Below are 25,788 nucleotides of genomic sequence, written 5' to 3'. Positions count from 1 at the left end.
GGCCAGGGCCATGGGCGGCCGGGGCGGAAGCGTGCGAACACGCCACCGTCGGCGACACGAATCGCCGACTTGCGGGCACGAGCAAGGAAGTTGTTTTCGTACGCCGCGCACGGCATGCCATCTCGCGGCGGCCCATGACCACCGCGTAGCGTGACGTGCCGTATCGACGTTCGAGTGCCTGGGAGGCTCCCGATGGGAAACCCAAGCCCCATAGTGATCGACGCGAGCGGCCGTGACATTCACGCGGAAGCCGCCCGTATACGCGAGAGCGGGCCATTGGCCCGGGTGGCGCTCCCCGGCGGTGTGGAGGCCTGGGCGGTCAGCAGCCCCGCCCTGCTCAAGCGACTGCTCACCGATCCGCGGGTGTCCAAGGACCCCCGGCAGCACTGGGCCCGTTTCACGGCCGGCGAGATCACCCCGGAGTGGCCGCTGTTCACCTGGGTCGCCGTGCAGAACATGTTCACCGCGTACGGCGGAGACCACAAACGCCTTCGCATCCTTGTCTCCAAGGCGTTCACCGCCCGCCGGACGGCGGCCCTCCAGCCGCGTATCGAGGAGATCACCAGGAAGCTCCTCGACGGGATCGAGGAGGCCGGCCGCGGCTCCCTGGCCGTCGACCTGCGCGAGGGACTCTGCTACCAGCTGCCGATCCAGGTGATCAGCGAACTGTTCGGCCTGCCCGAGGAGCGGGGGCCGGAGCTGCGGCGGCTGGTGGATCGCATCTTCGACACCTCCGCCGACCCGGGCGAGATGAACGCCGCTTACGAGCAGTTGTACGTCGTGCTCGCCGAACTCGTCGCCGTCAAGCGGGAGTCGCCCGGCGATGATCTGACCTCCGGCCTCATCGCCGCCCGTGACGAGGAGGACGGCACCCGGCTGAGTGAACAGGAGCTGCTCGACACCCTGGTCCTCATGGTGAGCGCCGGTCACGAGACCACGGTCAACCTCATCGACAACGCCATCCACGCGCTGCTCACCCACCCGGAACAGCTCGCGCAGCTGCGCGCCGGCCGCGCCACCTGGGACGATGTGGTCGAGGAGACACTGCGGTCGGACGCGCCGGTCGCCAGCCTGCCCCTGCGCTACGCTGTGGAGGACCTCGATCTCGGCGCACTGGGCGGCCCGGAGGGCACGGTGATCGGCAAGGGGGAAGCGATCCTCGCCGCGTACGCCGCAGCCGGCCGCGACCCCGAGCGATACGGGAAGGACGCCGACCGATTCGACGTCACCCGCGCCGACAAGGAGCACCTCGCCTTCGGTTACGGCGTGCACCACTGCCTCGGCGCGCCGCTGGGCCGTTTGGAGGCCCGCATCGCGCTCCCGGCGCTCTTCGACCGTTTCCCGGCACTGCGACTCGCGGTGCCCGAAGGACAGCTGGAACCCGTCGGCTCCTTCATCTCCAACGGCCACCGCTCACTGCCCGTTCGGATCGTCTAGGTTCTGTTCGGTCGGTCTTGGAGGATCAGTCCGCGGCGTCCGGTGCGGCGCATGGCAAGGCGAAGGGCCGCGTGCTCACGGGCAGGAGGTCGTATGGCGTTTCAGGAACATGTGGAAGGGATCGCCGGTGACGTCGTCGGAGAGTTTCCGGCGGACGCTGGGATCTACGCGGTGACGTTCCGGATCGACAGCGTCGATCAGGATCCGCGGTTTCCGTATGTGGCGGTCGGCTACACGACCGAGGCCGACGCTGCGGAATCGGCGAAGAAGACGTGGGACGCCTGGGAGGCGCGCTGGAGTTACGCGTTCTTCCCAAAGACGGGGCTTGAAGGGGTGAGGGTCGTCGGGCGTGATCCGGTCGGTGCTGAGTCGTACCGGCGGGAGGCGGAGTCTCGGGGGCTTTGGTACGAGGACGACGATGAGCCGGACGACCGCCGCGAGCGGCTGGTCGAGTGGTTCTATGAGGTGTGCGTCGGGGCGGCTCGGCACCTCCACGACAGCAGCCGGATCGTGGGGGTGCTGGGACGACCGGTCCCGGTGATCCTCTACGACATGTTCGACCCGGATGCGATGTTCGGGCTGACCTCGGATGCCAATCCGGCGGAACTGGTCACGGAGTTCATGGCCGAGGATCCGGGCTAGACAGCGCGGGGAGGGAGCGTCGGAAGGTGCCTGCCCGTCGGCGCGCGGGGGCGAACCGACACTGTTCGCGTCCCCGGGTTCGTGTCCCCGCTGACCACGAGCCTCCGCTAGGTCTTCCGCGAGAAGAATCGTCCTTCTGCCCTCGGCACGGCCTGCACGCCGGCCTGCGAGGTCAGGCGGCGAGCAGGGTGTCGAGCCAGTCGAAGGTGCGCTGGTGGAACAGGGACAGCGCACCCTCGTGGCAGTGCTCGCCGGCGCCTTCGTCCTCACGGAACAAGATCAGCTCCTTCTGGCAGGTCAGCTCGCCGAGCAGACGCTGCGGCTGCCCCTTGAAGAACACGTCGTTCTCGGCGTCGAGCACGAGCGTCGGGCAGGTGATGCGGTCGGCGATACCCGCCAAGGTGTACGCCTCGGTTGCCTTGACCAGCTCGTCGAAGTCGGACACACCGAAGGTCCACCGGCCGTTGCGCACCACCCATCGCACCATGGTGTTCTGCGCCATCAGCGCCTCCATACCGCCGGGCGTCGAAGCGGCGCGGCCGGCGGTTGCGGCGGCGACTTCGTGGAAGTCGTCGACGCCGTCGTGCAGCACGCACGCGGCGAGGCGGTGCTCGAAGGCGGCCGCCCTCGCGGCCAGGTAGCCGCCGAGGCTCGTGCCGACCAGCACGAGTCGCTCGGTGTCCACCTCGGGCACGGTGAGCGCGAAGTCGACGACGGGGGTGACCACGGCCTCCCAGTCCGGCCGGAAGTGCAGGCCCTGGTCGCGGACGGTGCTGCCCTGGCCGGGGCCGTCGAACGCGATGACGTTGTACCCGCGCCGCAGCGCGCCTGCGGCCAGCGCGAAGTAGTTCTCTTCGAGGGTGGAGTCGTACCCGCCGTGGTAGAGCAGGGTCGGGCGCGGGGCGCCCGAATCGTCGGCGAGGAACAGGTAGCCGGGCAGCGTGGTGTCCTCGTAGGGGATGCGCAGGGCGCGGGCCGGGGTGTCGAGCAGGGCGGCCGCGTCGGCGAACGTCTGCTGGGAGGCCTTGGCGAGCCGCGCCGACTCGGCGTCGGCGGCGGGATTCTCTCGGCGGTAGAAGTCGGCGGTCCGGTAGTAGTTGGACGCGCGCAGCAGCGCCTCCCGGGCGCTGACCCGGTGACCGGCGGCCAGCGCGTCCCGGCCGATGCGCTCGATGCGTGCCGCCGTCGCGGCCCACTGGGCCGACCAGGCCTCCTCGTCTCCCTCCGGGATCTGCCGGCAGGTGACCAGGACCTCGCCCAGATCGGCGCCGGCGTAGGGGGCGTAGCCCGCGGCACGCAGTGCCTCGAAGGAGAAGGACTCGTCGTCGTAGAGGAATTTCATCATCGGCTCCTTCCGTGAGTGGAACGGAACGGCAGCGTTCCGTCTCGTTGGGAGCGTAACACATGGAACGCGACCGTTCCGTTCGCTATGCTTGGGGGCATGACAGTGGAGCAGCAGAAGGGCCGGCCGGCGACCGGCGGGGCGGTCCTGCGACAGCGGGTGACCGAGGCGATCACCGAGGCAGCCTTCGCCGAACTCGCCGAGGCCGGGTATGCGCGGATGTCGATGGAGGCGGTGGCCCGGCGCGCCGGCGTGGGCAAGGCCGCGCTCTACCGGCGCTGGCCCTCGAAGCAGGCGATGATCACCGAGTTGATCCGTAGCAAGGTCACCGACGAGCTCCCGCCCACGCCGGCCACGGGCGCCCTGCACACTGACCTGCGCGAGCTGCTCGCCACCCTCCGCAGCCAACTGGCGAATCCGCTACTTGCCCGGATCGCGGCTGGACTGCTTGCCGAGGCCAGTCACGACGACGCTCTGGCGGAGGGGCTCTACACCGGAGTGACCGCACCGCGACGAGCGGCGGCGCGCACGATACTTCAGGGCGCGATCGACCGCGGCGAACTCCCCCCGGGGCTGGATCTGGATCTCGGCACCGACCTGCTGATCGCACCGCTCGCATTCCGCATGCTGGTCATACAGGGCCGCAGTGACGATGAGTATCTGGAAACGCTGACCAACGCAATCGAGGCGGCGCTGAGAGCGGCCGTCCGCTGATCTCGCCGGTTCTCATGCCGGGGAGACGCAGACGTTCGGCCAGCCGCTGATGCTCATGCGCAGCTGCTCGTCTCGCCGCCAGTGCGTTGCTGAAGTACCCACAGGGACCTGAACAGACCAGGTTCGCGGGTGAGTTGTGCGTAGGTTCCTTCCTGCACGATCTGTCCTTGGTCGAGGACGACGATCCTGTCCGCCACGGCGACATTGGCAAGTCGGTGGGTGATCAGCAGGTTGTTTCTGTGCGTTGGCTGAAGTCAACGTGTCCCCCTTGACGGTCGCGTGCTGGTTCGTGAGGGTCAACGACTCGCCTGAAATTTCGAACACATGTGTTTCGGTCGCGCTTGGAACCCCGGGGTTGAGCGGGCATCGGAGCATGCAGGGTGCACCGACCCGGGCCGCCCAAGGGCCGGGCCCTGGAACGGCGGTGACCGAAACGCCGAGCGTGTCGGCTGACCCACGGGTGGAAGAGCCATGACCCACTGGTCGTGATGCCGACGGCAGGCTGACGAACTCGGAGGAGCCGGCAACGCGGTTTGTCGAAAGTGGCTGGTTGCGACTCTGTGGCCTGTGTTTCCATTCCGGAGTGAACATCGAGAGCTCCGGGGTGCCTGATGAGAGGCCGAGCTGCCGCGTGCGGCGGAGGGCTGATGGCGATGTCGAGGAGTGCGTGCGGGTCCTGGCGGAAGTCCATCGGCGTGACGGCTATCCGGTGAACTGGCCTGATCAGCCTGCCGAGTGGCTGTCGAGCGGCGCCCTGCTGGGCTCCTGGGTTGCGGAACTCGAAGGCCGCGTCGTCGGGCATGTCAGTTTGTCGCAGGGCGGCGACGGCGATCTGGCCCCGACGCTGTGGAGCCAGCGGACAGGGGCGACGCGGGGTGCGACCGCCGTGGTCGGCAGACTGTTCGTCGCCCCGCAGGCGAGGGGACATCGGATTGGCGCACAGCTGATCGGCCAAGCGGTGGAGGAGGCGCAGCAGCGTGGGCTGCATCCTGTGCTCGACGTCGTCGCGTGCGGCACTGCCGCGGCAGCCCTGTATGAGCGGCTGGGCTGGGAGCTGATGGCAACAGTCGAGCAGCAGTGGAGCCCGTGCCAGAAGGTGGCCATCCACTGTTACGCAGCGCCATCATGACCTCGTCCGTCGTGGCCACTCGTTGGTGGCTGCGACGAGGACAGCCGCTTCGTGGCCAACCACGAGCTGGTCGTACCTCGTGACCACGGCACGGTGCTCCATGAATTGCGGTGGCCGGCCGCCCGCGGGCGCCGTGTTCGTCTTGGGGAAAGTGGAGCTGTCGCGGTCGTCGCCCGTCGTTCGTGCCGGGCTTGAACGCGGCACCCCACACGGTGATGAACAGCGAAGTGCCCGTTGCTTCCAGAATCGGGGCGCAGACGTCCCGGATCGCCTTCTCTGCCGCGGTGGTCGTCAGCCCGCGACGATCCTGTCTGGGCGCAGGCTCTCCTCGACCGCGTGGCGTTCGCGCAGGAACTTCGTGGCCGACCTCTGCCCGCCACGAGATGCGACAAACCAGCGGTGGTAAACCCTTTGCCGAGGAGCCGATGGGCCAGTTAGATTCTGCCCGCCATCCGTGTTGTCCCGGACCGGCACTGTCGACGAGGAGGTGTGGAGCACATGCGCAGGAGCGCCCAGCAGTTGAGCCCGCGTACTGACCTTTGCCACCTCCTCACGACGGAGACACCTTGTCGCTTCACATCACCCCACTGACCGACCCCGCTCACGGGCCGCACAGCCGGCGGCTTGCATGGCTGGCGTCCGACGCCGATTCCATCCCTGTCGGGACGGCCTTTCTGCGGCTGTTCACCGATCCCGGACAGGAGCACCTGGCCGAACTGACGCTCCATGTCCATCCCGCGGAGCGACGCAGGTCCGTCGGCTCCCGGCTCCTCGTCGCCGCCCTGGCCACCGCCCGGGACAATGCCCGGCGTCGCGTCGTCGCGCAGGCTGAGGCCGGATCGCCTGGCGATCACTTCCTGGCGGCTCGCGGTTTCCGTACGACCCTCACCCTGAGGTTCTCCCGATTGCCACTGGCCGACGTGGACACCACCGCCCTCGCCGAGATCATTGAGCGTCCGCATCCAGGCTACCGGCTGGCGTCATGGCAGGGCACCGTCCCCGACGGCCTCGCCCGGACGTTCGCCGTCTCACGCCGCGCCATGGACGACATGCCCATGGACGACACCGACTACGGCACCGTGACCTGGGACGTGGACCGCGTCCGGGCCGTGGCGAAGGCCGTCGAACAGCGCGGCGACCAGCTGCACACCGTCGTCGCCATCGACGCCACCAACGAGTCGATCGCCGGCTTCACCGAACTCGTCATCCCTGGCAACGGCACAGGCGATGGCCAGCACTACGGCACCGGCGTGCTGCCCGAACACCGTGGACACGGCCTCGGCCGATGGATGAAGGCGGAATCGATCCGACAGGCCCACAGGCACTATCCGAACCTCGGCGGCCTCCTGGCCGACACCGCGGACAGCAACACCCACATGAGACAGATCAACGACAGCTTCGGCTACACACCCACGCACACGACACACCAGCACCAGCTCGACCTCTAGCGACGCACGGACGGGCCGGACCTGTGCATCACCACGTCCGGCCCGTCGACGCTTTCGATACACGCCCTGGCGCACCGCGACGGAGGCCGTTGAGGCGGCGATCACCGCGCACGCCAAAGCGACCGAAGCCAATTGTCGCGAGGGCGGAGAAGGCCCTCAAGCGGGCTGTGCGGCACGGGCAGGAAGCTTGCTCGGGCAAGTGGCCGACGCGGTTCTTGGTCACACTCGAAGAGCCCGTGCGGTGTTGGCCGTAGCCCCTGGCGGGCGCATCATGAAGACGTCGATCGGGTCCTGGGCTTCCACGAGGAATCCGTGGCGCTCATAGAGTCGACGGGCAGCGCTGCCCTGCAAGACGTTCAAGCCCACGGTCATGCCCGCCGCATCCGTTCGCTCCAGTACCGTGCGCAACACAGCGGATCCGAATCCTCGGCCCTGACAGTGCGGAGCAAGGTAGAAGTGCTCCAGCCACTGCCTTCCTTGGGCGGGCCGGACCGTGACACAACCTGCGAGTTCACGGTCGATCATGATGATCGACGTGTGCTGCGGGGAGAAGGTGTCCCGCAGCCGCTGCCGTACCCGGTGCTCGTCGTACCGCTCAAGGCGTTCCAAGTCCACACGCATGACCGTGGCGCGCAGCTCCGCGATCACTTCGATGTCTGCTGCCACCGCAGGACGCAGCACCCAGCCCGCGGCGTGCGCCGACATGGTCCGTACAGGCACTCCCGTGTCCGATCGCGTCCCGCTCCCCGTCACCTCAGGATCCATGGCGGGAGTATCTCAGTCCGCTTGCCTTGAACAGGCACACACCCGGTCTTGGGTGAGCGCCGGCGTCAGCGGAGACCGCTCACTGAGCCTTTTCCAATCTGAGTTTGAGGTCGTCAGGTGCAGGGCGAGGACGGCCTTGACCAGGTCGGTGATGCGGGTGGTGCTGTAGCAGCGCTTGCGCAGCAGACACCAGGACTTCAGGGGGCCATCGCCCGCTCGCCGACCGCGCGGGTCCTGGCGTGGGAGACGTTGACGGCTTGCCGGCCTGTGGAGATGTTCTCCCAGCTCAGCTCTGCGCCACCGCGTGCCCTGCAGGAGCTTCACCTATTGCCGGATGCCATCCCCACGCCAACTCGCCGCCCAATCAACCAAGTTGAAATCGCTCAGTTAGGCGCTTCACATCGTGATCGGGAGGCGGCTCCCACGGAAACGCGCAGGTCAGTCGAACACGGCGCAGTTGACCGCGTCCATCAGGGCCGCGCCGGTCTGGTGCGCCTGCTTGGTGAGAGTGGACGTGGCAAAGAAGAAGGCGGCCGTGCGATGGCCGGTGGAGTCGGTGACGTTGTAGGTCGCATAGCCCGGGACGACGCCGACGTGGTCCCAGACCGTGCCACAGGAGGTCTTCGCCGTCTCGATGCCCAACCCGTAGGCGAGCTCGTCCGGGTCCCCCGACCCGTCCTCCGGCACGGTGGTGCGCATCTCGGCCAGTTGGGCGGCGGGCAGCAGGCGGCCCGACATCAGCGCGCCGTAGAAACGGGACCAGTCACCAGCGGTGGACACGATCGCGGCATCCGCTCCGTCGGCCGTGACGTAGTCGCCGGTGACGTCCACGTGGTCGTCGTGCTGCGGTCCGGCGTAGTTCCTGAACTCGTCGGGGACGTCCGGTGGCATGTGGGCGGCGTCAGGTTCGTAGCCGTGTGCGTGCCGGTCGTGCCAGGTGGAGCCGGTGGCGTAGAAGGTGTGCCGGAGCCCCAGGGGTCTGGCGATCCGGTCCCGTACCAGCGCCGCAAGGTTCTTACCGGTGGCCTTCTCCAGGACGGCACCGATCGCGATGTAGTTGGTGTTGCTGTACGACCACTCGGTGCCGGGCTCGAACAGTGCCGGGTGTCTGCTCACCAGGCCCAGGATTTCCGTCGACGTCCATACGTGGGAGTCCCGGCCGGTGAGGGCCGGTGCGAGGGCGGGGTCATCGGTGTAGTCGAACAACCCACTGGTGTGGTTGAGCAGCATGCGCAGGGTGATCGCTCTGCCGTTGCGCACCTGGCCGGGCAGCCACTTGTCGACCGGGTCGGTGAGGGCGAGTCTGTGCTCAGCGACCAGTTGCAGGACCAGGGTGGCCATTACCGTCTTGGTGTTGGACGCTTCTCGCACCTCGTCGTCCGCCCTGAGGCGATGGTCCTTCTTCGTCCAGGCGGCCTGCTCGGAGATCTCGATGGGCCTGCCGTGACCGTCGTCCACCCGCACGATCACCCCCGGCACTCCTTCTTCCACCAACTTCCGTGCCAACTCCCGCAGGTGAGCGCGTGTCTCCGCGGTGCCGTCCCGCCGGACCGCCGAGAGCGTGCGAGGGCCGGCGGCCGCACTCTCGCGGACCGCCGCACTCTCGTGGATCGTGTTCGCACTTGACGGGGTCGCAGCGAGGAGCACGACGAGGGCCGCGGACACCGCAACTGTTACTACTGCGCGTAACCCTGTCAGTTGCGGGCGCCGTCGAACACGTACATTCACGCGCAATTCATGCTCCTTCGAGTATCCGGGAAGGCCGTCGGGCACGATCGGGGTACGGCGAGGAGAACACGGGGCTACGCCCGGCGAGTTGTCGCACGGCCCGGGGGGCGAAGCCGGCTCCGGCGGGCCCTGCACAGCCCTGGGGAATCCTTCGGAGGATAGTCGAAGCCGGGGTGAAAAAGATGAGTATCGGTTACTCAATCATGTTTCGTGAGTGGAGTCCGCGAAACGAGCACTGAGGTTGGAAAAGGCTCACTGCCTGAAAGCGTCCCAAGACGCCGATCCCTGGCGAGAAGTGCGAGCCGGATGCCATGCCCGTACTTGAGCAACCACTTCGGCCGAGGCGGCTGCTTCGGCTTGCCGCGGTGCTGCTCCGCCTCGCGCTGCTCCTCCGCCGCGATCCGGACGTCGAGCTGAGCGAGGGCAGGGTGCTGGCGGCTCCCGGCGTTTGAATCGTCGCCGCGGACCGAAGTGAGATGCTCAAACCTGGTTCGCGATCGGGGCTCGCCTCCCTTCCCGGCCGGGCCGAGCCGAAGCCCCCCGTCCGCGACGGCGGACGAGGGGGCGCCGGGCGGAGAGCAGCGTCACCCCATGTTCACGACAGCAGGGGAGTTCTGGTAGGCCGCGAGCAGCCACTTGCCGTCCTGCCGGGTGAGTACCCACGTGGCGATCGCAAGCCGGTCGTCCGGCACCTCGGTCTCGCCCGGGAAGAGGATGTTCGTCTCGCTGACGACCACGGCGGCGTCGTCGTTGAGGAAGCGGATGTTCAATACCTTGTTGGTAGTGGTCGAGCCCTTGAGGAAGCTGCTGAAGCCGGCCTGCATGCTCTCGCGGATCTCGTCGCGGGACCTGCGGTAGGACCCGGGCAGGATCGCGCTGGCGTCCTCGGTGTAGTCGGCCACGAACGCGTCGGCGTCGTGCGCGTCCCATGCGTCATGGACGCCCTTGAGTACCTTGAGGATGGCGGATTCATCTGCCGCATGGGTCTGGTTCGCAGTCAAGGTTTCCCTCGCTTCGTCGTACTGTTGCGGACCGCCGCGGTCTGCGACGCACCGGGAGTCATGTGCGGCTCCACGGATACATACCGACGGCGGGGCCGGAACTCATCACCCCGCCGGGGAGACTTTTCCGGATGGCAGCGGCAGTACCCGGACCAGCGACGATGCGGTTCGAACTCCTTCGGACCCGGATCCTCACCCATCCATGAGCTTCACGAAACTGCGGACAGAGCCGTTTCAAAGGACCTCATCAGAAGTGCGTGCTGCTTCCTGGGCGGCCACCCGTGTCTCCCGCCGGAACCGTCCGCTTCCTGTGGTCGTCTTGTGCGCTGACTGTGTGCGAAGCGGGTGTATGGGGGACGTTGTGACGCGGAACGTGACGAAGGCCGGTCTCGTGATGGTGGCCATGGTGACGGTGCTCGGGGCCTCGGCCTGCGGCGGGGAAGCCGGCCCGGCGGCCGCGGGGAGCGACGGCACGCTCCCCGCGCACGGGAAGGGGGTGTCCGTGGCGCCCTCCGGGGGCGGGGCACCATCCGGTGAGGTGCCGACGTCTTCCGGCACCTTGAGGAAGTTCTCCGGGGTGGCGCAGACCGCGGCGTCGTCCATCACCCGGCACGTTCCGTGGAACCTGGACATTCTGGACCAGCGGTCGCGGCCGCTGAACGGGAAGTTCACCACCACCGCCACGGGCAAGGGCGTGCACGTCTATGTGATCGACACCGGGATGGACATCGCCCACAAGGAGTTCGGCGGTCGCGCCCACCTCGGCGCCGACTTCGTGGGCCCGAAGGACTCCGGTGACTGCTTCAGCGAGGCGGGGACCGGCCACGGTACGTTCGTCGCGGGCATCATCGGCGGGGCGAGGTACGGGGTGGCGCCCAAGGCGGAGCTCGTACGAGTCCAGGGCATCCTGTGCGAGAGCGAGGGCGGTGGCTCGCCGGCGGCGGCCGAGGCGGCCTTGGTGAAGTCGGTCAAGTGGGTCACCGCGCACGCGCAGAAGCCTGCGGTGGTGAACATGTCGCTCAACCTCGACCACCGGTCGGCGGCGCTGGAGTCCGCCGTGAAGACGATGGTCGACGCGGGGATCCCGACGGTGGTGTCGGCCGGGAACTTCAATGACGACGCCTGCAAGCACTCCCCGGCCGGCGTCCCCGGCACGATTGTCGTGGCGGCCTCCACCTCGAACGACCGCGCGTGGAGCGACGGCGGGTCCTACGGGTCGGGCTACGGACGGTGCGTGGACCTGTACGCCCCCGGCCAGAAGGTGACCGCTGCCCTCGCCGGCGGCGGTACGACCACGGAGAACGACGGCGCGACGTCCTGGGCCGCGCCGCATGCGACAGGCGTGATCGCGCTGTACCTGTCGGCGCACCCGCATGCCACGGCCAACGAGGTCCACGTCTGGCTCGACCACACGGCCACCCGTGGTGTCGTGCGCGGCGTCCGCTCCGACACCCCCAACCGGCTGCTCAACACCGGCGGCCTGTGACCTGCCCCGGCTGCCCCGGTCGCACGTCACCCAAGCGCCGCGCCTCCCCGCAATGGCGGGCGCGAGTCGCGCGGCCACCGTGCCCACACCACGCAGCTCGTGAGGTGACTCGGCCCAGGAAATCCCGCGAGTCGCGATGAGTTCTGCGGCGTTCGGCGGTCGTACTGTCGAACCCGATACCGAGGAGGACGTCTGATGCGCAGCGTGACCTATTCGATGGGCATCTCACTCGACGGCTACATCGTCGGGCCTGACGGTCGCTTCGACTGGACGGCGCCGGACGAGGAGGTCTTTCGCTACTGGATCGACGAGATTCGAGAGGTCGGCGTCCACCTGTTGGGACGACGGCTGTACGAGACGATGCTGTACTGGGAGAGTGCCGACCAGGATCCGTCGCTCGACGACTCGATGCTCGAGTGGGCCGCGCTCTGGAAGCCGCTCCCGAAGGTGGTGTTCTCGACCACGCTCTCGGCGGTGCAGGGCAGTGCCCGCCTGGCCACCGCCGGCCTGGCTGAGGAGATCGAGCGGTTGCGGGCTGAGCCGGGGGAGGGCGACATCGCGATCGGTGGCGCGACTCTCGCCGCTGAGGTGGCCGCGTTGGGTCTGATCGACGAGTACCGGGCCATGGTCTACCCGGTGCTGGTTGGCGGTGGCATTCCGTTCTTTCCCCACCGCGAGCGCCGGGTGGATCTCGAACTCGTCGAGACCCGCACGTTCAGCTCAAGATTCGTCTACCTCCGCCATCGTGTGGTGCGCTAGCCAGCTCGTCCGCCGAGCCCTAGTACGCCAGCAGCGTTTCGCTATCTGGCCTGGTCAGAGGCGTTGTCGGGAGCGTAGCTGGCTGATGGCATGTCAGGGGCGGCCTTGCCGGACCGCCCCTCCGACGAGTGGCATCGTCGCCGGTGGTGGCAGCGCCTGGCGACGGCCTGACGCGTGCGCCGCCACGGGGCGCCGGTGGGCGAAGGGCATCCGCTCGGCCGGCGTGCAAAGGCAGTACTCCGGCACCGCCGGACGCACCGAGAACAGCCAGATCGGCGTGTTCCTCGCCTGTGCCACCGACCGCGGACGCACGCTGATCGACCGCCGCTTGTACCTGCCGACGTCATGGACGGACGACCGGGAAGGGTGCCGGCGGGCCGGCATCGACGACAGCGTCGCCTTCGAGACGAAGGTGACCATGGCCAGGGCGATGGTCAGACGAGTGATCAGGGACAAGATCCCGTTCGGATGGGTGACGGCGGACGCGGCCTAGGCCTCTCACGGCAGAAGTGGAAGCGCCGCTCGTGCGGCAGGGGGGGCGCATGGCCCGCGGATCTATGACTCGGCCCGCGTCGAGGTCCGGCCCTGGCACCGTGAGGACCGCCGGCACCGGGTCCTCGTCCGCCGCAGCGCCAGCCGATGGGCCGTGGAGGAATGCTTCCAGAGCGCGAAGCAGGAGTGCGGCCTGGACGGCTACCAGGTCCGCCGCTACCTCGGCCGGCACCGCCACATGACCCTGGCTATGGCCGCCCACGCCTGCCTCACCATCCTGCGCGCCCGCGAACTCGACGCCGACAAAGCAGAGATGGATCCTCCCAACTGATCCACCTCAGCCTCGCCGAGATCCGACGCCAGATCGCCCGACTCGCAAACCGCCACCCCACCCCGGTCGACCACATCCTGCGTTGGTCGACATGGCGCCGCCGACGCCAGCACCACGTCCAGTACTAGGGCCTGGCGCGTGCCCATTCCTCGATGGTTGTCGTGTGCAGTCCGAGGGCGTGTGCGTACTCGGGGCGTGCCGGGGCGGGGTGGGTGTCCAGGTGTTCCTGCAGTAGCGCGAACGGTTCCGGAAGGCCTGCTGCGCGGGCTTCGGCTGGGCCGGCCGTGAGGGTGATGTCGGCGGCCCATGCCGTGGACAGGATTGCGGCGACCTGACGGAAGCCGGCCACGGCGCCGGCCAGTTCGAGTTCGACGCCGTCGAAGCGGGGCGGGTCGGCGAAGGCCGCCGCCGCGGCAGCGCCGATGTCGTCCACTGCCACGAACGCGCGGGGTGTGTCCGGATCGCAGGCCACCAGCAGCCGGTCGGATGTACGGCCGGCGAAGTAAGGGGAGGGCCGTTGGAAACTCTCCAGAAATGTCGACGGACGCACCATGGTGGTGAACTGCGCGCGTACGTCACGGAGGGCGGCCTCGGCCGCCGCCTTGCTCCTCCAGTAGTGCGCCATCTGCACACCCCACCGGTCCTCGTCCACTGGCCGGGACACCCCGGAAACCGACGTGTGCACGACCTGCCGCACTCCCGCCACGGCCGCCGCCTCGGCGAGATTTACCGCGCGCCGGACCTCGGCGTGCGGCTCTCGGCCCGTGAGGTCGGGTGTCTGGACGGAGAAGATGCCGTACGCGCCGTCCAGGGCGGCTTTGAGCGACTCCGGTTCGTCCAGATCGCCCTGGACGAGCGGTATTCCCAACTGGGTCAGGGGCCGAGCCCGCGGGGAGCTCGGGTCGCGGACCAGGGCGCGGACCTGTGCGCCCGCCTTGGCCAGAGCCCGTGCCACGGCGCCGCCTTGCCGCCCCGTAGCGCCCGTGACCACGATGAAATCGCTCATTAGAATCTCCTTGTCGGGAATGACGGGTCAGGCGGTTGCCGGGATTTCGCTGTCCTTTGAGGCCTTCAGCGCCGAGGCCATGGCGGCCGTGCCGATGACCAGGAGCCAGATCTGCAGCGGATGGCTCGAGAGCCGTTCGGTCAGGCCGGGGCCGAAGCCGAGATGGAAGGCCGTGATGCCGGCCTGGCCGCCGAGGGCGAGTACCGCTCCGAGGAGGCCGAGGGCTCCCAGGGTCATGCCGGTTCGGGCGAGAGCAGGGGAGGTGCCGCGGATCGCGATCGCGCTCAGGACGATCGCGACGCTGCTGGGGGACTGCGCCAGCGCGCCGATCATGTGCATCGTGATGTTGGCGTCCTCCGGTGCGAAACCGACGATGACGCGACCCAGGCCGGTGATGACGAACAGGCCCCCGGCGATCCGTGTGAGGCGGCCCTGCGGCCAGTACCGCCACAGCAGGACGGCGCCGAGTGCGGTGAGGGCGCCGGAGACGACGAATCCGGTGTTCATGAGGTCGTGGCCCGGCGAGCAGACGTACTGGCTCGCACCGCCTGGGACGGTGAAGGTCCCGCAGGTCGTGTTGCCGAGGTCGCTCACGTAGTTCACCGCCCAGTCGTACGACGGATTCGCCCACTGGGCGACAGCCGCGAGCTGCAGGACGAGCCAGACGGCGACGCCGGCCACCCATGCTGCCGCTCCCAGGAACTGTCGGCTGGCTATGGCCACGGTTGGGCCTCCTCGATCTCTCCCGGCGGATACTTTCCGCGGAAAGTGAACCTACAGTCGATATACTTTCTGTGGCAAGTAACAGATCCGCAGGGAGGCTGGTGTTCATGACGTCACCGAAGGCCGCGTACGACAGCAGCGCAGCGGGACGGCCGCTGTCGCGCGAGGAGAAATCGGTCTCCGTACCGCTCCTCGGGGTCGTCATGCTGCTTCCGCGCGCACTGGACGCACGGCTCCAGCGCGAGGCCGGACACTCGTTGCACGAGTACCAGGTGCTGCTGTGGCTGTCGGTGAGCGAGGGCGGGCGTCAGCACATGACCGCGCTGGCGGAGGCGGCCCATGTCACGCCCTCCCACCTCTCGCGGCTCGCCGCGCGCCTGGAGCGCCGCGGGGCACTGAAGCGCCTGCCCGACCCCGACGACGCGCGCTGCGTCCTCGCCGAACTGACCGATATCGGCAGGCAGCTGCTTGCCGAGGCCGCTCCCGTCTACCGGGCCGCCTTGCGGCAGTTGGTCTTCGAGCAGCTGCCCGAGTCGGACATGGAGGACTTCGGCCGCCTCGCCGAGTCAGTTCTGGCCGCGCTTCGGGCCAACGGCTCCGTGCCGACCGCGATGGAGCCGGCCCTCGGCAGCGGTCCATCGGGCGCCTGCGCGCCCGGGTGACAGCCGCGGTCGCGTCGGCCTCGGCATCGGAGCTCCGGCGGGGACGGGCGGGAACTTACGATGGGGCGGTCGAGGACGTCGAGTCGCGGGGTGAGTGTGTGGGTACGAGGGCGAGGGTGACGAACGGCGGCCCGTCCGGGGACGCCGAGCTCACCGCGCAGACCCTGGAACGCGCGGCGCTGGAGCTGCTGCGGCGCGATGGTGTGCTCGGCGGGCTGAATCTGCGTGAGGTCGCCGACCAGGCGGGAGTCAATCGCGGGCTGGTGTACCACTATTTCGGCTCTCGCCGGGACCTGCTGCGCTCGGCGCTGCGCCGCAACGTCCGTGAACGTGTCTCCGCCATGCGCATCCACAACCGCCCGATGCGTACCGGAGCCCGAATCCGGGAGGCGGTCAAGAGCGGCATCCGCTACGCGTCGGCGATCCGCCTGGCGGCCCTTCTGGTTCTGGACGGCGACAAGCAGCTCAGGCTGATGCCCGATCTGGAGCGTACACAGGAGCAGTTCCGGCGGGAACGGGACGCGGGGCTGATCGACCGGGATGTCGACCTGGTCGCTCTGCACGCAGTGCTCCACTCCCTCGTGGCCGGCTATGTCCTGTCGCGCTCGCACCTGGCCAAGGAGTTCGGGGTGGGAGTGCGCGAGCTCGACGAGCGGTTCATCGCGCTCGCGGAGCGTTGCTTCGGCGCCGTGGACGGTCCGTCGGCAGACGTTTCGCACGACTGATCGCACCCTTCGGCAGCGAGGGTTCTCGCAGCTCAGGAGCGTCTAGCCGTCTCTCGTCCCGGACTGTCATCGATTAGCACTTCGCTAAATTCCGCCGCCCATCCCATTGACGTAACGCTAAATCGCCGGGTTTCATCGACGGTGTCGGGCCGCATACCAGTCGGTATGCCGGGCGCTCTTCGGCGTGGAGGAGGCGAGATACGGTGGCAGCTCCACAGGTTGCCGGACGATCCGGTGCGAGGGATCCCGGCGAGATCGTTTCGCGCAGTGTCCGGGCGTGGGCGGTCACCGCGATGGTGGTGGCCCTGATGGTGATCAACTTTGCGGACAAGGCGGTGCTCGGCCTGGCCGCCGATCCGGTCATGGAGGAGTTCGGCCTCACCGCGGGTGAGTACGGTGCGATTGCCAGCAGCTTCTATCTGCTCTTCAGCCTGTCCGCGGTGGTGGTGGGGTTCGTCTCCAACCGGGTGCGGACCACCCGGATCCTGGCCGTAATCGCAGTGGTGTGGTCGCTGGCCGCGCTGCCGGTGCTGCTGGCCGCCGGCGTTCCGGCGCTGTACGCGAGCCGCATCGCGCTGGGGGCGGCAGAAGGGCCGACCGCGCCGATGGCTGTCCACGCGGTGCAGAAGTGGTTTCCCGAACAGGCCCGTTCGGTCCCGACCGCGCTGATCAACATGGGCGGGGCGCTTGGCCTGGCGATCGCCACTCCGACGCTGGTGTACGTCATCGCCCAGTACGGCTGGCGTGCTGCCTTCGCCGTCCTCGCGGCGACCGGACTTCTGTGGGCGGTGCTGTGGGCGTTCGTCGGCCGTGAGGGCCCGCTGGACACCTTCAACGCAGGGCTGCACACCGCAGGGAAGGGCGAAACGGGCGCCGAGCCGCACATCTCCTATCGCCGTCTGTTCCTCAACCCGACCTGGCTCGGCGCGCTCGCCGCCGGCGCCGGAGCCTACTGGTCGCTGGCACTCGGCATGGCCTGGCTGCCGGCGTACCTGGAGCGTGCGCTCGGCCACAGCGCGACGGCGACGGGAAACATCGTGATCGCCCCGCATCTGGTCAGTGCGGTCGTGCTGTTGGGCGTTCCCTGGGGTACCGGGCGCTGGATGCGCAACGGGGCCACCGGGCGGGCCGCCCGGGGCGTCACTGGAGGTCTGCTGGTGCTCGTCGCCGGAGTGTGCATGCTCGCGCTGCCGCACACCGGCGGCGGGCTCGCCGTGCTGCTGCTGACCCTGGCGTTCGGCCTGCCCAACGCGTTGTTCCCGTTGCACTTCCTCATCCAGGCGCAGATCGTCCCCGTAGGCCGTCGGGGCGCGGTGCTGGCCACCGGTACCGCCCTGGTGACCCTCGTCGGGATCGCCGCCCCCGCTGTCACCGGTCGCATCATCGACACGGCGGACTCGGCGAGCGAGGGCTTCCGGACAGCCTTCACCCTCAGCGCCGCACTGCTGATCGTCGGCGGACTGATCGGAATGCTCACCATCAACCCCGAGCGCGAGGCCCGCCGCTTCGGACTGACCCTCTGATTCCCGCTACAAGTCGCGGAGGTATGCGATGTCCCAACCGCTCGACGCCCTCTTCTTTCCCCGCCGGATCGGGGTCATCGGCCTGTCCTCCCGGCTGGGCAGTTGGGGAAGACGCGTCGTCGAACTGCTACAGGCCGGGGGTTACGGAGGCGAGTTGTACGCCGTCGAGCCGAGGGATGCCGACCCCGGGTTTCCCGTACTCGACGACCTGGCGGCCGAGGGGCATCGCCTGGACCTTCTCGTCGTCGCCGTACCGGCCGCGTTCGCCGTCGACGTCGTCGCGCGGGCACGACGCGGGGGAGTGGGCGCGGTCGTGCTGTTCTCCTCCGGGTTCGCGGAAGAGGGGGCGGCCGGCCACGGTCGGCAGCAGCAACTGCGCGCGGCCGCAGGCGACATGCCTCTGCTCGGTCCCAACTGCCTCGGCGTGGTCAGCAGGCCCGCCTCGGCCCAGGTCACCGCCAGCCCCTATGCGGAACGGTCCGCTCCGGCGCCGGGCCCCCTGGCGATCGTCACGCAGAGCGGCGCGATGGGCTTCGTCCTGGCCGACCAGCTCAACCAGCGCGGCACTGCCTTCTCCTATTACGCGAGCGTCGGCAACGAGGCGTGTCTGCAACTGACCGACGTCGGCTCCTACCTGCTGGAACGCCCCGACGTTCAGGTGCTGGGCCTGTATGTGGAGCAGGTCCGGGACCCGGGGGCGCTGGCCCGGATCGGGCGGCGGGCCGCCGAGCTCGGCAAACGGGTCGTGGTTCTCAAGGCGGGTACGAGCGAGGCCGGCAGCCGCGCCACGCTCTCGCACACCGCAGCCGTGGCAGGTGATCCGCTGCTCTTCGGTGCGTTGTGCCGGGACGCTGGGATCACCATGGCCGAGGACGACGAGTCGTTCGCCGACCTGATGACGGCGCTGCAGCGTCCTGTGACACTGCCTCCGGAGCCCCGGTTCGCCGTGCTCACCGTCTCCGGCGGCGCGGGTGCGGTGATCTCCGACCGGCTCGCGGCACTCGGTGCCGCGGTGCCGGCGCTGGAGCCGGAGACACGGGCAGCCGTGGCAGCGCTGGACCTGACCGGGGCGGCCGCGCTGGACAACCCGATCGATCTGGGCGGCCAGTTCTACCGCAGCGCCGACGCGTTCGGGGAACTGCTCGCTACGCTGGATGCGGATCCGTCGCTGGACGGCATCATCTGCTACTTCACCTTCGGCGACCACTTCCCGGAGCTGTATCGCCGGCTCGCCGGCACGCTCGCCGGGCTGGCAACCCCCAGTTGGCTGATCTGGGCCGCACCGCCCGACGGCGCACTGGCCGACACCCCAGCCGGAGTCGTCCACCCCAGCATCGCGGGCCTGATGCGCGCGCTTCCCGGCCTCGTCCGGGCACCCGACCCGGAACCGGTCGACGAGGGCTCGCTGCCGGCCGCCAAGCCCGCGGCGGTCAGGGCCGCCTCCCGGCTGCCGCGCGAGCCGGGAGTGGTGACGGAGATCCACGCCGGCCGGATCCTGAGCGAACTCGGCGTGCCGTACGTGCGATCGCTCGACGGGGCGTCGGCCGCGCATGGCCCGGAACACCCGGAGGCACAAGGGGCGTTCGTCGTGAAGGTCGACTCGCCGGATGCCCCGCATCGCGCCCGGCTCGGCCTCGTACGCCTGGCGGTGCCGGCCGCGGACATCCCCAAGGTGGCCGATGCGCTGCTTGAGCGGGCGGCACAGCTGGGCCTGAGCGACGCACAGGCCGTCGTCCAGCCACAGCTCGCGCACACCGGCGAGCTGTCGATCGGTGCCGTCCGCGATCCGCAGTACGGGCCGGCCCTCGTCATCGGCCCGGGCGGCGCCCGCGCGGAGGACACCAGGGCGACCCGGCACGTCCTGCGGTTGCCTGCGGCACCGGAGACCGTGCAGAGGGTGGCGACCGAGCTCGCCGCCGAGCACGCGGGACTCGCGGTCGCCGCGTGGACCGACGTTCTGCTGCTGCTCGCCGAGTTCCTGATGCAGGCGCCCACCGTGGCCGAACTCGACATCAATCCGCTGCTGATCCGTCCCGACGGATCACCCGTGGCCGTCGACTCCCTCATGGTGCTGACCGCCGACCCCGCACACGACCACCCGTAAGGCCAACGAACAGAAGGGAACACCACCGTGAGCGCCACCACGACCCACCGGCCGACCGAGACCCGCGACCGGCCCCGGTTCGCCCCGCGGGCGACCGACACCTTCACCACCGCCGTCGACGCCTACCTGTGGGGCTACCCGCTCGTCCTCATGGAACGCACCAGGAAGCAGCTCACCCACCGCCAGCGCCACGGCGCCACCCCCGCCAACACCTTCCATCACCGCAGCAGGCTGGAGACACCGCGCTCCCGCGACGTCGTCAAGCCCAACAACGACACCCTCTACTCCAGCGCCTGGCTGGACCTGACGCACGGGCCGGTGACCCTCGAGGTGCCCGACGTCGGTGACCGGTACTACAGCCTGCAGTTCCTGGACGCGTACACCAACACCTTCGCCTATGTGGGCAGTCGCACCAGCGGCCCGGCAGCGGGCAGCCACCTCATCGTCGGACCGGACGGGAGGCACGCACGTCTGCCCGGCGCGCCCGGCCTCCCCGTCGTGCAAGCCCCCACCAACACCGTATGGCTCCTCGGCCGCACCCTCGTCGACGGTGAACCCGACCTCGAGGCCGCATCCGGGCTCATCACGCGCTACCGCCTCACCCCGGCCGCCCGGAGCGACGACGACGCGGGGTGGTTCACCGGCCCGGCGCCCGCCCCGCACGACATCGGTGCCTCGGGCATCGCCTTCTACGACGAACTGGGCGCCGCCCTCACCCGCAACCCGCCGCCCGCCGAGGAGACCGGTCTCCTGGAACGCTTCGCCACCGCCGGCATCGGCCCCGGTCTCCAGCCCTCCGAGACCTCCGACGCGATGACCCGGCTGGCACTGGACCAGGCCGTCACCTTCGCTGCCGGCCTCCTGGACGCCAGGGCCAGGAAGTCGGCAGGGGCGAAGAAGAACGGGACGGCGGGCACCGGCTGGACCTACGAACTCGACCTCGGCACCTACGGCCAGGACTACCTGCTCCGCGCGATCATCGCCCGCCACGGACTCGGCGCCCTCACCGCCGAGGAAGCCGTCTACGCCTCCACCCGCAGGGACGCCGCCGGCCACCGGCTCCACGGCGACCACGCCTACCGGCTGAGTTTCGCCGCCGACCGACTCCCGCCCGTGGATGCCTTCTGGTCGCTGACCGCCTACGACCAGGACAACTTCCTGGTCGACAACCCCATCGACCGCTACACGATCGGAGACCGCACCGCCGGCCTCGCCTACGGCGACGACGGATCTCTCGACATCCTCGTCCAGCACAATGAACCCGCCGAAGGCACCACGAATTGGCTGCCCGCTCCGGCCGGCGACTTCGAGTTGACCCTGCGCTTTTACCAGCCGCGCGAGGAGATGCTCCAGGGACAGTACGTCCTCCCGGCCGTCCAGCGACGCTGATCCCGACGAAAGGAGCCATACCTCGTGGGCCGCGCGGAGTGAGTAGAACCCGGCCCGGACGGTGCGGACGGCCGCGTCGTCCGGGTGTCGACGTGGAGGGCATGCTCGGAGCGGCCGCGGCCGGGGATGCCGATGCCGGCGTCGATGTAGCCCTTGCCCGCCAGGGTGGGAGGGACCTTGACGGCTGAACCACCAGCCATTGCCGTTTTCGCGCGCTCCGGCGACGCGATCGCCTCCATCCTGCGCAGGTGCTCGGCACAGTAGCGACCCACGAAACGACGACCTCCGGTCGGCTACTCGCCAGTGGCGCCATCGATGGCCTCGCGGAGGAGATCCGCATGGCCGACGTGGCGGGCGTACTCCTCGATCACGTGCTCAAGGACGAACCGCACATCGGTGTCACCGAATTCCGGGTTCGGCACAATGCGCGCGAGGTCGACGGTCACCTTCGCGAATACCTGCCGCGACTCCTCGCACGCCTTGAGGTAGTCCTCGTAGACGTCCCTGGCCTGCGTAGCGTCCGACTCGTCGTACCACTCGCCGCCGTCAGCGGTGACGTAGGTCCGATAGGGAAAGAAGCGAGGCGTCGTGCCGGCCAACGTCCGCTGGAACCAGGCACGCTCAACCCCCTGTAGATGGCGCATGAGCCCCAGCAGGGTCAACGCCGAGGACCGCACAGGACGTAGCCGCAGTTGTTCATCCGAGAGGCCCTCGCACTTCCACAAGAAGGTCGCTCGGTGGTAATCGAGATTCGAGGCGATCACCTCCAGCCACGGGCCCGATACCGCGCGCTCAGGCCGGACGATCCTCTGGACCACAATGTCGCTCACGCAGGAGTCTCCTCACCGGTCATCAAGCTTGGCCGAGTTCGTACGTGCCCACGATCCGAGGACTGGTCGGCGCCTCTACCGGCACCTCACGAGCACGTCCGCCCAAGAAGACCGCTCTTCGTATTGAAACTCATCGCTCGATGCAGCCTCGGGGGTGGTTCTCCACGGCTGCGAGTCACCTGATGGCTGGGGCGGCGGGCCTGGACATCGTTGAGGTGGGCGTGGAAGGCGACGATCTTCCCTTTGCGCAGGGTCAGGATGGACGCCGCGGGCGAAGTCGGCTGGGACATCGCGGTGGGCTCCGCCATGATGCGGGCCCGTCAGCAGGCGGCCGACGCCCGCACAGATCCGCCCCCTGCTCCCTGCGATCATCTGGCTCCGCTCATGACCACCGGACGCGCTCGGCTCAAGCGCGAGGCTCTGGCCAACCGCCGCGAGCAGTTCGAACGGCAGCTCCTCGTCCCCCTGTCCGATGGCCAGCCCGAGCCAGCGGCCGGAGCCTGGTGCGGCCACGCCTGCATGCTGCCGGCCAGCCGGCTCAGGCAGTTGATCGGCTCGGACACCGCCGCTCCCGCGAGGGATCGTCATAGAAATTCGTCTCCGGGAAGGGCTGTGCGAGAAGCTCGTCGATCAAGGAGAGGTACTCCTCAAGAGCCGCACTCGAAAAGGATCCGGACTCGGTGGTCGTCATGAGCGCAGGCTATGGGACCGCGCCGACGAGGCACCCCTGGCCTTGCGCACCAAACCGTGATCCCCCGGACAGTTCCTAGGCGTTCGTGTCAGGCCGCTGTGGCAGCCATTCGCGGGTGAGGTCGTCGGCGAGCAGTGGCCGGAGGGCGCCGAGTAGCGCGCCGATGCAGGTGTCGCGGAGCTGGGTGCGGGTGCAGGTCTCGTGGGTGAGCCAGTCGACGCTGAGGACCTGGACGAAGACGAGCCAGCTTTTCAGGACGGCGGATACGGCCTCGCGGGTGCTTTCGTCCGCGAGCGGGAGTACGGCAAGCAGTCGGGTACGGAGTGCGTCCAGTTCGTTGGTCATGATCGACTGGATCACCGGGTCGCCGGCGAGAACCCGGTTCGCGGCGAGGACGGCGTTGCGGTTGGCCGTGAAGTAGTCGAGGTGGACGTCCATGCCCTGGATGAGCTGTTCCACCAGGGAGTCGGCGGGGTCGAGCCGGGTTTCGGCGAGCAGCTGGTCGGCCGCCTGCTGGTAGACGGCGGCGAAGAGGGCGTGCTTGCTGGGGAAGTGGCGGTAGAGCAGGGCGCGGGAGATACCGGCCTCTTTGGCGACGTCCTCCATCAGCACGTCGTCGTAGGGGCGTGCGGCGAAGAGCTGCGCTCCGACGGCGAGGAGTTGGGAGCGGCGATCGGAGGGGCTGAGTCGCTGGCGGGGAGGCACGGACGCAGGTTACTTGACATGTGTCTACTGGCGCACCCAGTCTAGTAGACGCATGTCAACTAAGGCTCCGTTGAGGCGCGTTGGGAGCGATCATGGCAAGGGTTCTTCGGGTACTCGCGCAGCTGATGGGCTGGGCCTGCGTGGTGATCGGTGTGTTTCATGTACTGCTCGGCAACGCGGCGATCCCCGGCGCAGGTTCTGCCGGCACGACGGTCGACAGCTGGGGCCGGTTCATGGGGGCCATTTTCGTCGGCTACGGGCTGGCCTGGCTCTGGGCCGCTCGGCAGCGGCCTGTCCCGGCTGAGGCAGTGCGGTGGCTGGCCGCCGTCTTTCTGTTGGGCGGCGTGGGCCGGCTGATTTCGCTCGCCGTTCACGGTTGGCCGCAGTGGTTCCAGACCGTACTGGCGGTGATCGAGCTCAGCCTGCCGCCTGTTTTCTTCTGGCTGGCCGACGCAGGGGAACGAGCCCTGCGCAGCGACGCGGGGACCGTACCCGCCGGACAGTGAACGCGCCCCCTGCTTCGGCAAGCGTGGGGAAGAGGGCGGATGAGCTCGACGGCCTCGGCGAGGTAGCCGTAGCCGGTGGTGGTGCCGATCCCGAAACCGGCTGAGAGCTGGGTGAGCGTGAGTAGGGCCTGGCGGCCAGGCCAACTGCCAAGCGTCTTCCAGGCTGGAGGAGGTTCAGTGTGTAGTACAGAGCCTTTGCGCTGCCGCCGCCCTGTAGTTGGAAGACTTCAGCCGCCGGCTGGCTGAATGAGACGGGTCACGATCGCGGCGATCGCCAGGCTACCGGCGATCACGCGGAAGCCCGTCTGACCTGGCCATGCACTCCGCCGAGCTGCTGGCTGCATATCCCACATCAGCCGCGCCACACCCCCGTAGTCGCACGCAACCAGCAGCAGGGCGCCCACCGGTAGCACCCAGATCCACTCGATGTGCAACTTCTCTCCCTTCACGCCTCCAACAGCAGTAGGCCTCGAAGCCTCAAGCCACCCACTCAACACCTCAAGCTGAGATTGGGAAAGGCTCGCCACGTTGTTCCGCGGGAGGCGCTGAGCCGTGGTTCGCCCCAAGAAGCGGTCGGCGATGGTGATGAGCGGGCCGCCGGGCTGGGGACGTCCCTCAAGGCTACCGCCGGACGGCTGGGTCACATGGGTCGCGGTGATGCGGGCAACCGGTGATCAGACAGCGACCTTGCGAGAGGAGGCCTTCGTGCAGAAGGGGAAGTGGATCACAGGTGGTGCCCGTGCGCAGCTGGCTGAGGCCTTCGCCCGGGAATACGGTGAGGGCCGATCGATCCGGGCCATAGCCGAGGCCCACGGGCGGTCCTACGGCTTCGTGCACCGCGTGCTCACCGAAGGGGGCGTACGCCTCAGGGCTCGCGGGGGCGATGTGCGCACCGGCACCGCCCGGTCGGCGCCGTGACAGCAACCGTGACGCCACCGATGGTGCGCGTGTTCGGGGTTGTCGCGGGCAGATGTGTCGCGGCCCGGTGAGACGGCCCGCAGCGGGCGACAACAGAGGGCTCCGATCAGAGATCGTCAACGACCCGGGCACCGTAGTCGAGTGCGTCTCGCGAGGCACGTCTAGTGCTGTGACCGGATTGGTTCGCCGGGTCGGCGGTTGGCGCGGTTGGAAGGGCAGAAGCTGCAGCAGATCTCGACCAGGTCCCGAGTCCTGTTGAGCGGTGGACGCCTGTGCGAGGATCCGGGCGTGATCGGCTATGCGGTGAGTTTCCTGCTAGGCATGGGGGCGGGAGGGCTTTACCTGATGTTGCGTCGGCGTCGGCGCGCCGCAGTGGAACTGCCCGCAGCGGTAGAGGAGTCGGTGACCCTCTTCGGGGAGGAGGTGGCCGCCTTGGAGTTCGATGTCAACGGCCCGGATGCCACCCCCGCCGTTCTGAAGGAGTACCAGGCGGTGCTGGCGGCGTACGACCGGGCCAGTGGGGCGCGTACGGAACACGTCGCGATGACCGCCCTGCGCGACGGTCGCGCGGCCATGATCCGTCTCGACGCCCGGCGGCATGGCCGACCCGTCCCGATCGACGCCCTCCCTCCCGCCGCCGCCCCCTCCCGCCCGACGCCGCTCACCGGCACCGGCGAACGCCATGTGTCCACCGGTCACGGCGACGGCACGACCGAGGTGCTCATCGACCGC

At 68.9% G+C, this 25,788-nt stretch carries 24 protein-coding genes and 4 pseudogenes; 16 read left to right on the top strand and 12 right to left on the bottom strand.

The window, feature by feature from the left end; all coding sequences use genetic code 11:
- The first annotated feature begins 192 nt into the window (after positions 1 to 192).
- Together ABZ915_RS28735 and ABZ915_RS28730 are read left to right on the top strand one after the other, a co-directional pair.
- Positions 193 to 1,437: a cytochrome P450 gene (locus ABZ915_RS28735; RefSeq protein WP_361809192.1), complete on the top strand. Its 1,245-nt coding sequence runs from the start codon at positions 193 to 195 to the stop codon at positions 1,435 to 1,437.
- A gap of 93 nt (positions 1,438 to 1,530) precedes the next feature.
- Positions 1,531 to 2,079: a hypothetical protein gene (locus tag ABZ915_RS28730; protein ID WP_361809189.1), complete on the top strand. Its 549-nt coding sequence runs from the start codon at positions 1,531 to 1,533 to the stop codon at positions 2,077 to 2,079.
- Positions 2,080 to 2,251: 172 nt separating this feature from the next.
- Here the strand turns inward: ABZ915_RS28730 and ABZ915_RS28725 are convergent, their stop codons facing one another.
- Positions 2,252 to 3,424 (bottom strand): alpha/beta fold hydrolase, encoded by a 1,173-nt coding sequence (locus ABZ915_RS28725; protein ID WP_361809186.1) that lies wholly within the window; start codon positions 3,422 to 3,424, stop codon positions 2,252 to 2,254.
- A gap of 96 nt (positions 3,425 to 3,520) precedes the next feature.
- Here ABZ915_RS28725 and ABZ915_RS28720 point away from each other — a divergent pair, with 96 nt between their 5' ends.
- The 3 genes from ABZ915_RS28720 (at position 3,521) to ABZ915_RS28710 (ending at position 6,712) form a co-directional block, all read left to right on the top strand.
- Positions 3,521 to 4,135: a TetR/AcrR family transcriptional regulator gene (locus ABZ915_RS28720; RefSeq protein ID WP_361809183.1), complete on the top strand. Its 615-nt coding sequence runs from the start codon at positions 3,521 to 3,523 to the stop codon at positions 4,133 to 4,135.
- A 667-nt stretch (positions 4,136 to 4,802) separates the two neighbouring features.
- A complete protein-coding gene (locus tag ABZ915_RS28715; RefSeq protein ID WP_361809702.1) occupies positions 4,803 to 5,264 on the top strand; it encodes a GNAT family N-acetyltransferase in 462 nt (153 codons plus the stop codon).
- Positions 5,265 to 5,830: 566 nt separating this feature from the next.
- A complete protein-coding gene (locus ABZ915_RS28710; RefSeq protein ID WP_361809180.1) occupies positions 5,831 to 6,712 on the top strand; it encodes a GNAT family N-acetyltransferase in 882 nt (293 codons plus the stop codon).
- Positions 6,713 to 6,931: 219 nt separating this feature from the next.
- On the opposite strand, the gene ABZ915_RS28705 is transcribed toward ABZ915_RS28710, so the two are convergent.
- The 4 genes and pseudogenes from ABZ915_RS28705 to ABZ915_RS28690 form a co-directional block, all read right to left on the bottom strand.
- A complete protein-coding gene (locus ABZ915_RS28705; RefSeq protein ID WP_361809177.1) occupies positions 6,932 to 7,417 on the bottom strand; it encodes a GNAT family N-acetyltransferase in 486 nt (161 codons plus the stop codon).
- Between the two features lie 165 nt (positions 7,418 to 7,582).
- Positions 7,583 to 7,743: pseudogene (locus tag ABZ915_RS28700) on the bottom strand (IS5/IS1182 family transposase); the annotation flags it as partial.
- A gap of 172 nt (positions 7,744 to 7,915) precedes the next feature.
- The gene (locus ABZ915_RS28695) at positions 7,916 to 8,947 is read right to left on the bottom strand and encodes a serine hydrolase domain-containing protein (protein WP_361809174.1); all 1,032 of its coding nucleotides are present in this window, start codon (positions 8,945 to 8,947) and stop codon (positions 7,916 to 7,918) included.
- 842 nt (positions 8,948 to 9,789) lie between these two features.
- Positions 9,790 to 10,206 carry an SgcJ/EcaC family oxidoreductase gene (locus ABZ915_RS28690; RefSeq protein ID WP_361809171.1) on the bottom strand — a complete coding sequence of 139 codons (417 nt, stop codon included), beginning with the start codon at positions 10,204 to 10,206 and terminating at the stop codon, positions 9,790 to 9,792.
- A 361-nt stretch (positions 10,207 to 10,567) separates the two neighbouring features.
- Between ABZ915_RS28690 and ABZ915_RS28685 the strand changes: the two genes are divergently transcribed.
- From ABZ915_RS28685 to ABZ915_RS28675, 3 genes and pseudogenes are all read left to right on the top strand, one after another.
- Entirely contained in the window at positions 10,568 to 11,692 is a 1,125-nt protein-coding gene (locus ABZ915_RS28685; protein ID WP_361809168.1) for a S8 family peptidase, read from the top strand.
- Positions 11,693 to 11,887: 195 nt separating this feature from the next.
- Positions 11,888 to 12,451 carry a dihydrofolate reductase family protein gene (locus ABZ915_RS28680; RefSeq protein ID WP_361809165.1) on the top strand — a complete coding sequence of 188 codons (564 nt, stop codon included), beginning with the start codon at positions 11,888 to 11,890 and terminating at the stop codon, positions 12,449 to 12,451.
- 202 nt (positions 12,452 to 12,653) lie between these two features.
- Positions 12,654 to 13,274, top strand: a pseudogene (locus ABZ915_RS28675) (transposase); the annotation flags it as partial.
- Between the two features lie 124 nt (positions 13,275 to 13,398).
- Here the strand turns inward: ABZ915_RS28675 and ABZ915_RS28670 are convergent.
- Both ABZ915_RS28670 and ABZ915_RS28665 read right to left on the bottom strand, forming a co-directional pair.
- A complete protein-coding gene (locus tag ABZ915_RS28670; protein WP_361809162.1) occupies positions 13,399 to 14,280 on the bottom strand; it encodes an NmrA family NAD(P)-binding protein in 882 nt (293 codons plus the stop codon).
- A gap of 27 nt (positions 14,281 to 14,307) precedes the next feature.
- Positions 14,308 to 15,003 carry a DUF998 domain-containing protein gene (locus ABZ915_RS28665; RefSeq protein ID WP_361809159.1) on the bottom strand — a complete coding sequence of 232 codons (696 nt, stop codon included), beginning with the start codon at positions 15,001 to 15,003 and terminating at the stop codon, positions 14,308 to 14,310.
- A 107-nt stretch (positions 15,004 to 15,110) separates the two neighbouring features.
- Between ABZ915_RS28665 and ABZ915_RS28660 the strand changes: the two genes are divergently transcribed.
- The 5 genes from ABZ915_RS28660 (at position 15,111) to ABZ915_RS28640 (ending at position 21,406) form a co-directional block, all read left to right on the top strand.
- Entirely contained in the window at positions 15,111 to 15,665 is a 555-nt protein-coding gene (locus tag ABZ915_RS28660; protein ID WP_361809156.1) for a MarR family winged helix-turn-helix transcriptional regulator, read from the top strand.
- Between the two features lie 116 nt (positions 15,666 to 15,781).
- Complete coding sequence (locus ABZ915_RS28655) at positions 15,782 to 16,390, top strand: helix-turn-helix domain-containing protein (protein ID WP_361809153.1); 609 nt, start codon at positions 15,782 to 15,784, stop codon at positions 16,388 to 16,390.
- Positions 16,391 to 16,698: 308 nt separating this feature from the next.
- A complete protein-coding gene (locus ABZ915_RS28650) occupies positions 16,699 to 17,913 on the top strand; it encodes an MFS transporter (RefSeq protein WP_361809150.1) in 1,215 nt (404 codons plus the stop codon).
- A gap of 28 nt (positions 17,914 to 17,941) precedes the next feature.
- Complete coding sequence (locus ABZ915_RS28645) at positions 17,942 to 20,017, top strand: acetate--CoA ligase family protein (RefSeq protein WP_361809147.1); 2,076 nt, start codon at positions 17,942 to 17,944, stop codon at positions 20,015 to 20,017.
- A gap of 27 nt (positions 20,018 to 20,044) precedes the next feature.
- Positions 20,045 to 21,406, top strand: a complete 1,362-nt coding sequence (locus ABZ915_RS28640) for a DUF1254 domain-containing protein (protein WP_361809144.1) — start codon at positions 20,045 to 20,047, stop codon at positions 21,404 to 21,406.
- Between the two features lie 293 nt (positions 21,407 to 21,699).
- Here ABZ915_RS28640 and ABZ915_RS28635 read toward each other — a convergent pair whose 3' ends face one another.
- The 3 genes from ABZ915_RS28635 to ABZ915_RS28625 all read right to left on the bottom strand — a co-directional run bounded on the left by ABZ915_RS28635 (position 21,700) and on the right by ABZ915_RS28625 (position 23,632).
- Complete coding sequence (locus ABZ915_RS28635; RefSeq protein WP_361809141.1) at positions 21,700 to 22,236, bottom strand: DinB family protein; 537 nt, start codon at positions 22,234 to 22,236, stop codon at positions 21,700 to 21,702.
- A gap of 538 nt (positions 22,237 to 22,774) precedes the next feature.
- On the bottom strand, positions 22,775 to 22,927 hold the full coding sequence (locus tag ABZ915_RS28630) for a hypothetical protein (RefSeq protein WP_361809138.1): 153 nt from the start codon (positions 22,925 to 22,927) through the stop codon (positions 22,775 to 22,777).
- 75 nt (positions 22,928 to 23,002) lie between these two features.
- Positions 23,003 to 23,632 carry a TetR/AcrR family transcriptional regulator gene (locus tag ABZ915_RS28625; protein WP_361809135.1) on the bottom strand — a complete coding sequence of 210 codons (630 nt, stop codon included), beginning with the start codon at positions 23,630 to 23,632 and terminating at the stop codon, positions 23,003 to 23,005.
- A gap of 92 nt (positions 23,633 to 23,724) precedes the next feature.
- Here ABZ915_RS28625 and ABZ915_RS28620 point away from each other — a divergent pair, with 92 nt between their 5' ends.
- Positions 23,725 to 24,138 (top strand): DUF4345 domain-containing protein, encoded by a 414-nt coding sequence (locus tag ABZ915_RS28620; protein ID WP_361809132.1) that lies wholly within the window; start codon positions 23,725 to 23,727, stop codon positions 24,136 to 24,138.
- A 10-nt stretch (positions 24,139 to 24,148) separates the two neighbouring features.
- Here ABZ915_RS28620 and ABZ915_RS28615 read toward each other — a convergent pair.
- Together ABZ915_RS28615 and ABZ915_RS28610 are read right to left on the bottom strand one after the other, a co-directional pair.
- A pseudogene (locus ABZ915_RS28615) lies at positions 24,149 to 24,299 on the bottom strand (IS5/IS1182 family transposase); the annotation flags it as partial.
- 66 nt (positions 24,300 to 24,365) lie between these two features.
- Entirely contained in the window at positions 24,366 to 24,587 is a 222-nt protein-coding gene (locus ABZ915_RS28610) for a hypothetical protein (protein ID WP_361809129.1), read from the bottom strand.
- Between the two features lie 208 nt (positions 24,588 to 24,795).
- On the opposite strand from ABZ915_RS28610, the gene ABZ915_RS28605 reads away from it, so the two are divergent.
- Together ABZ915_RS28605 and ABZ915_RS28600 are read left to right on the top strand one after the other, a co-directional pair.
- On the top strand, positions 24,796 to 25,056 hold the full coding sequence (locus ABZ915_RS28605; RefSeq protein WP_361809700.1) for a helix-turn-helix domain-containing protein: 261 nt from the start codon (positions 24,796 to 24,798) through the stop codon (positions 25,054 to 25,056).
- Positions 25,057 to 25,401: 345 nt separating this feature from the next.
- A pseudogene (locus ABZ915_RS28600) lies at positions 25,402 to 25,788 on the top strand (hypothetical protein); the annotation flags it as partial.

The organism is Streptomyces sp. NPDC046915 (genome assembly GCF_040644935.1).
Taxonomy (GTDB): Bacteria; Actinomycetota; Actinomycetes; order Streptomycetales; family Streptomycetaceae; genus Streptomyces.
The sequence above is the reverse complement of the archived record's forward strand: the minus strand, read 5'-3'. Positions and strand labels throughout refer to the sequence as shown.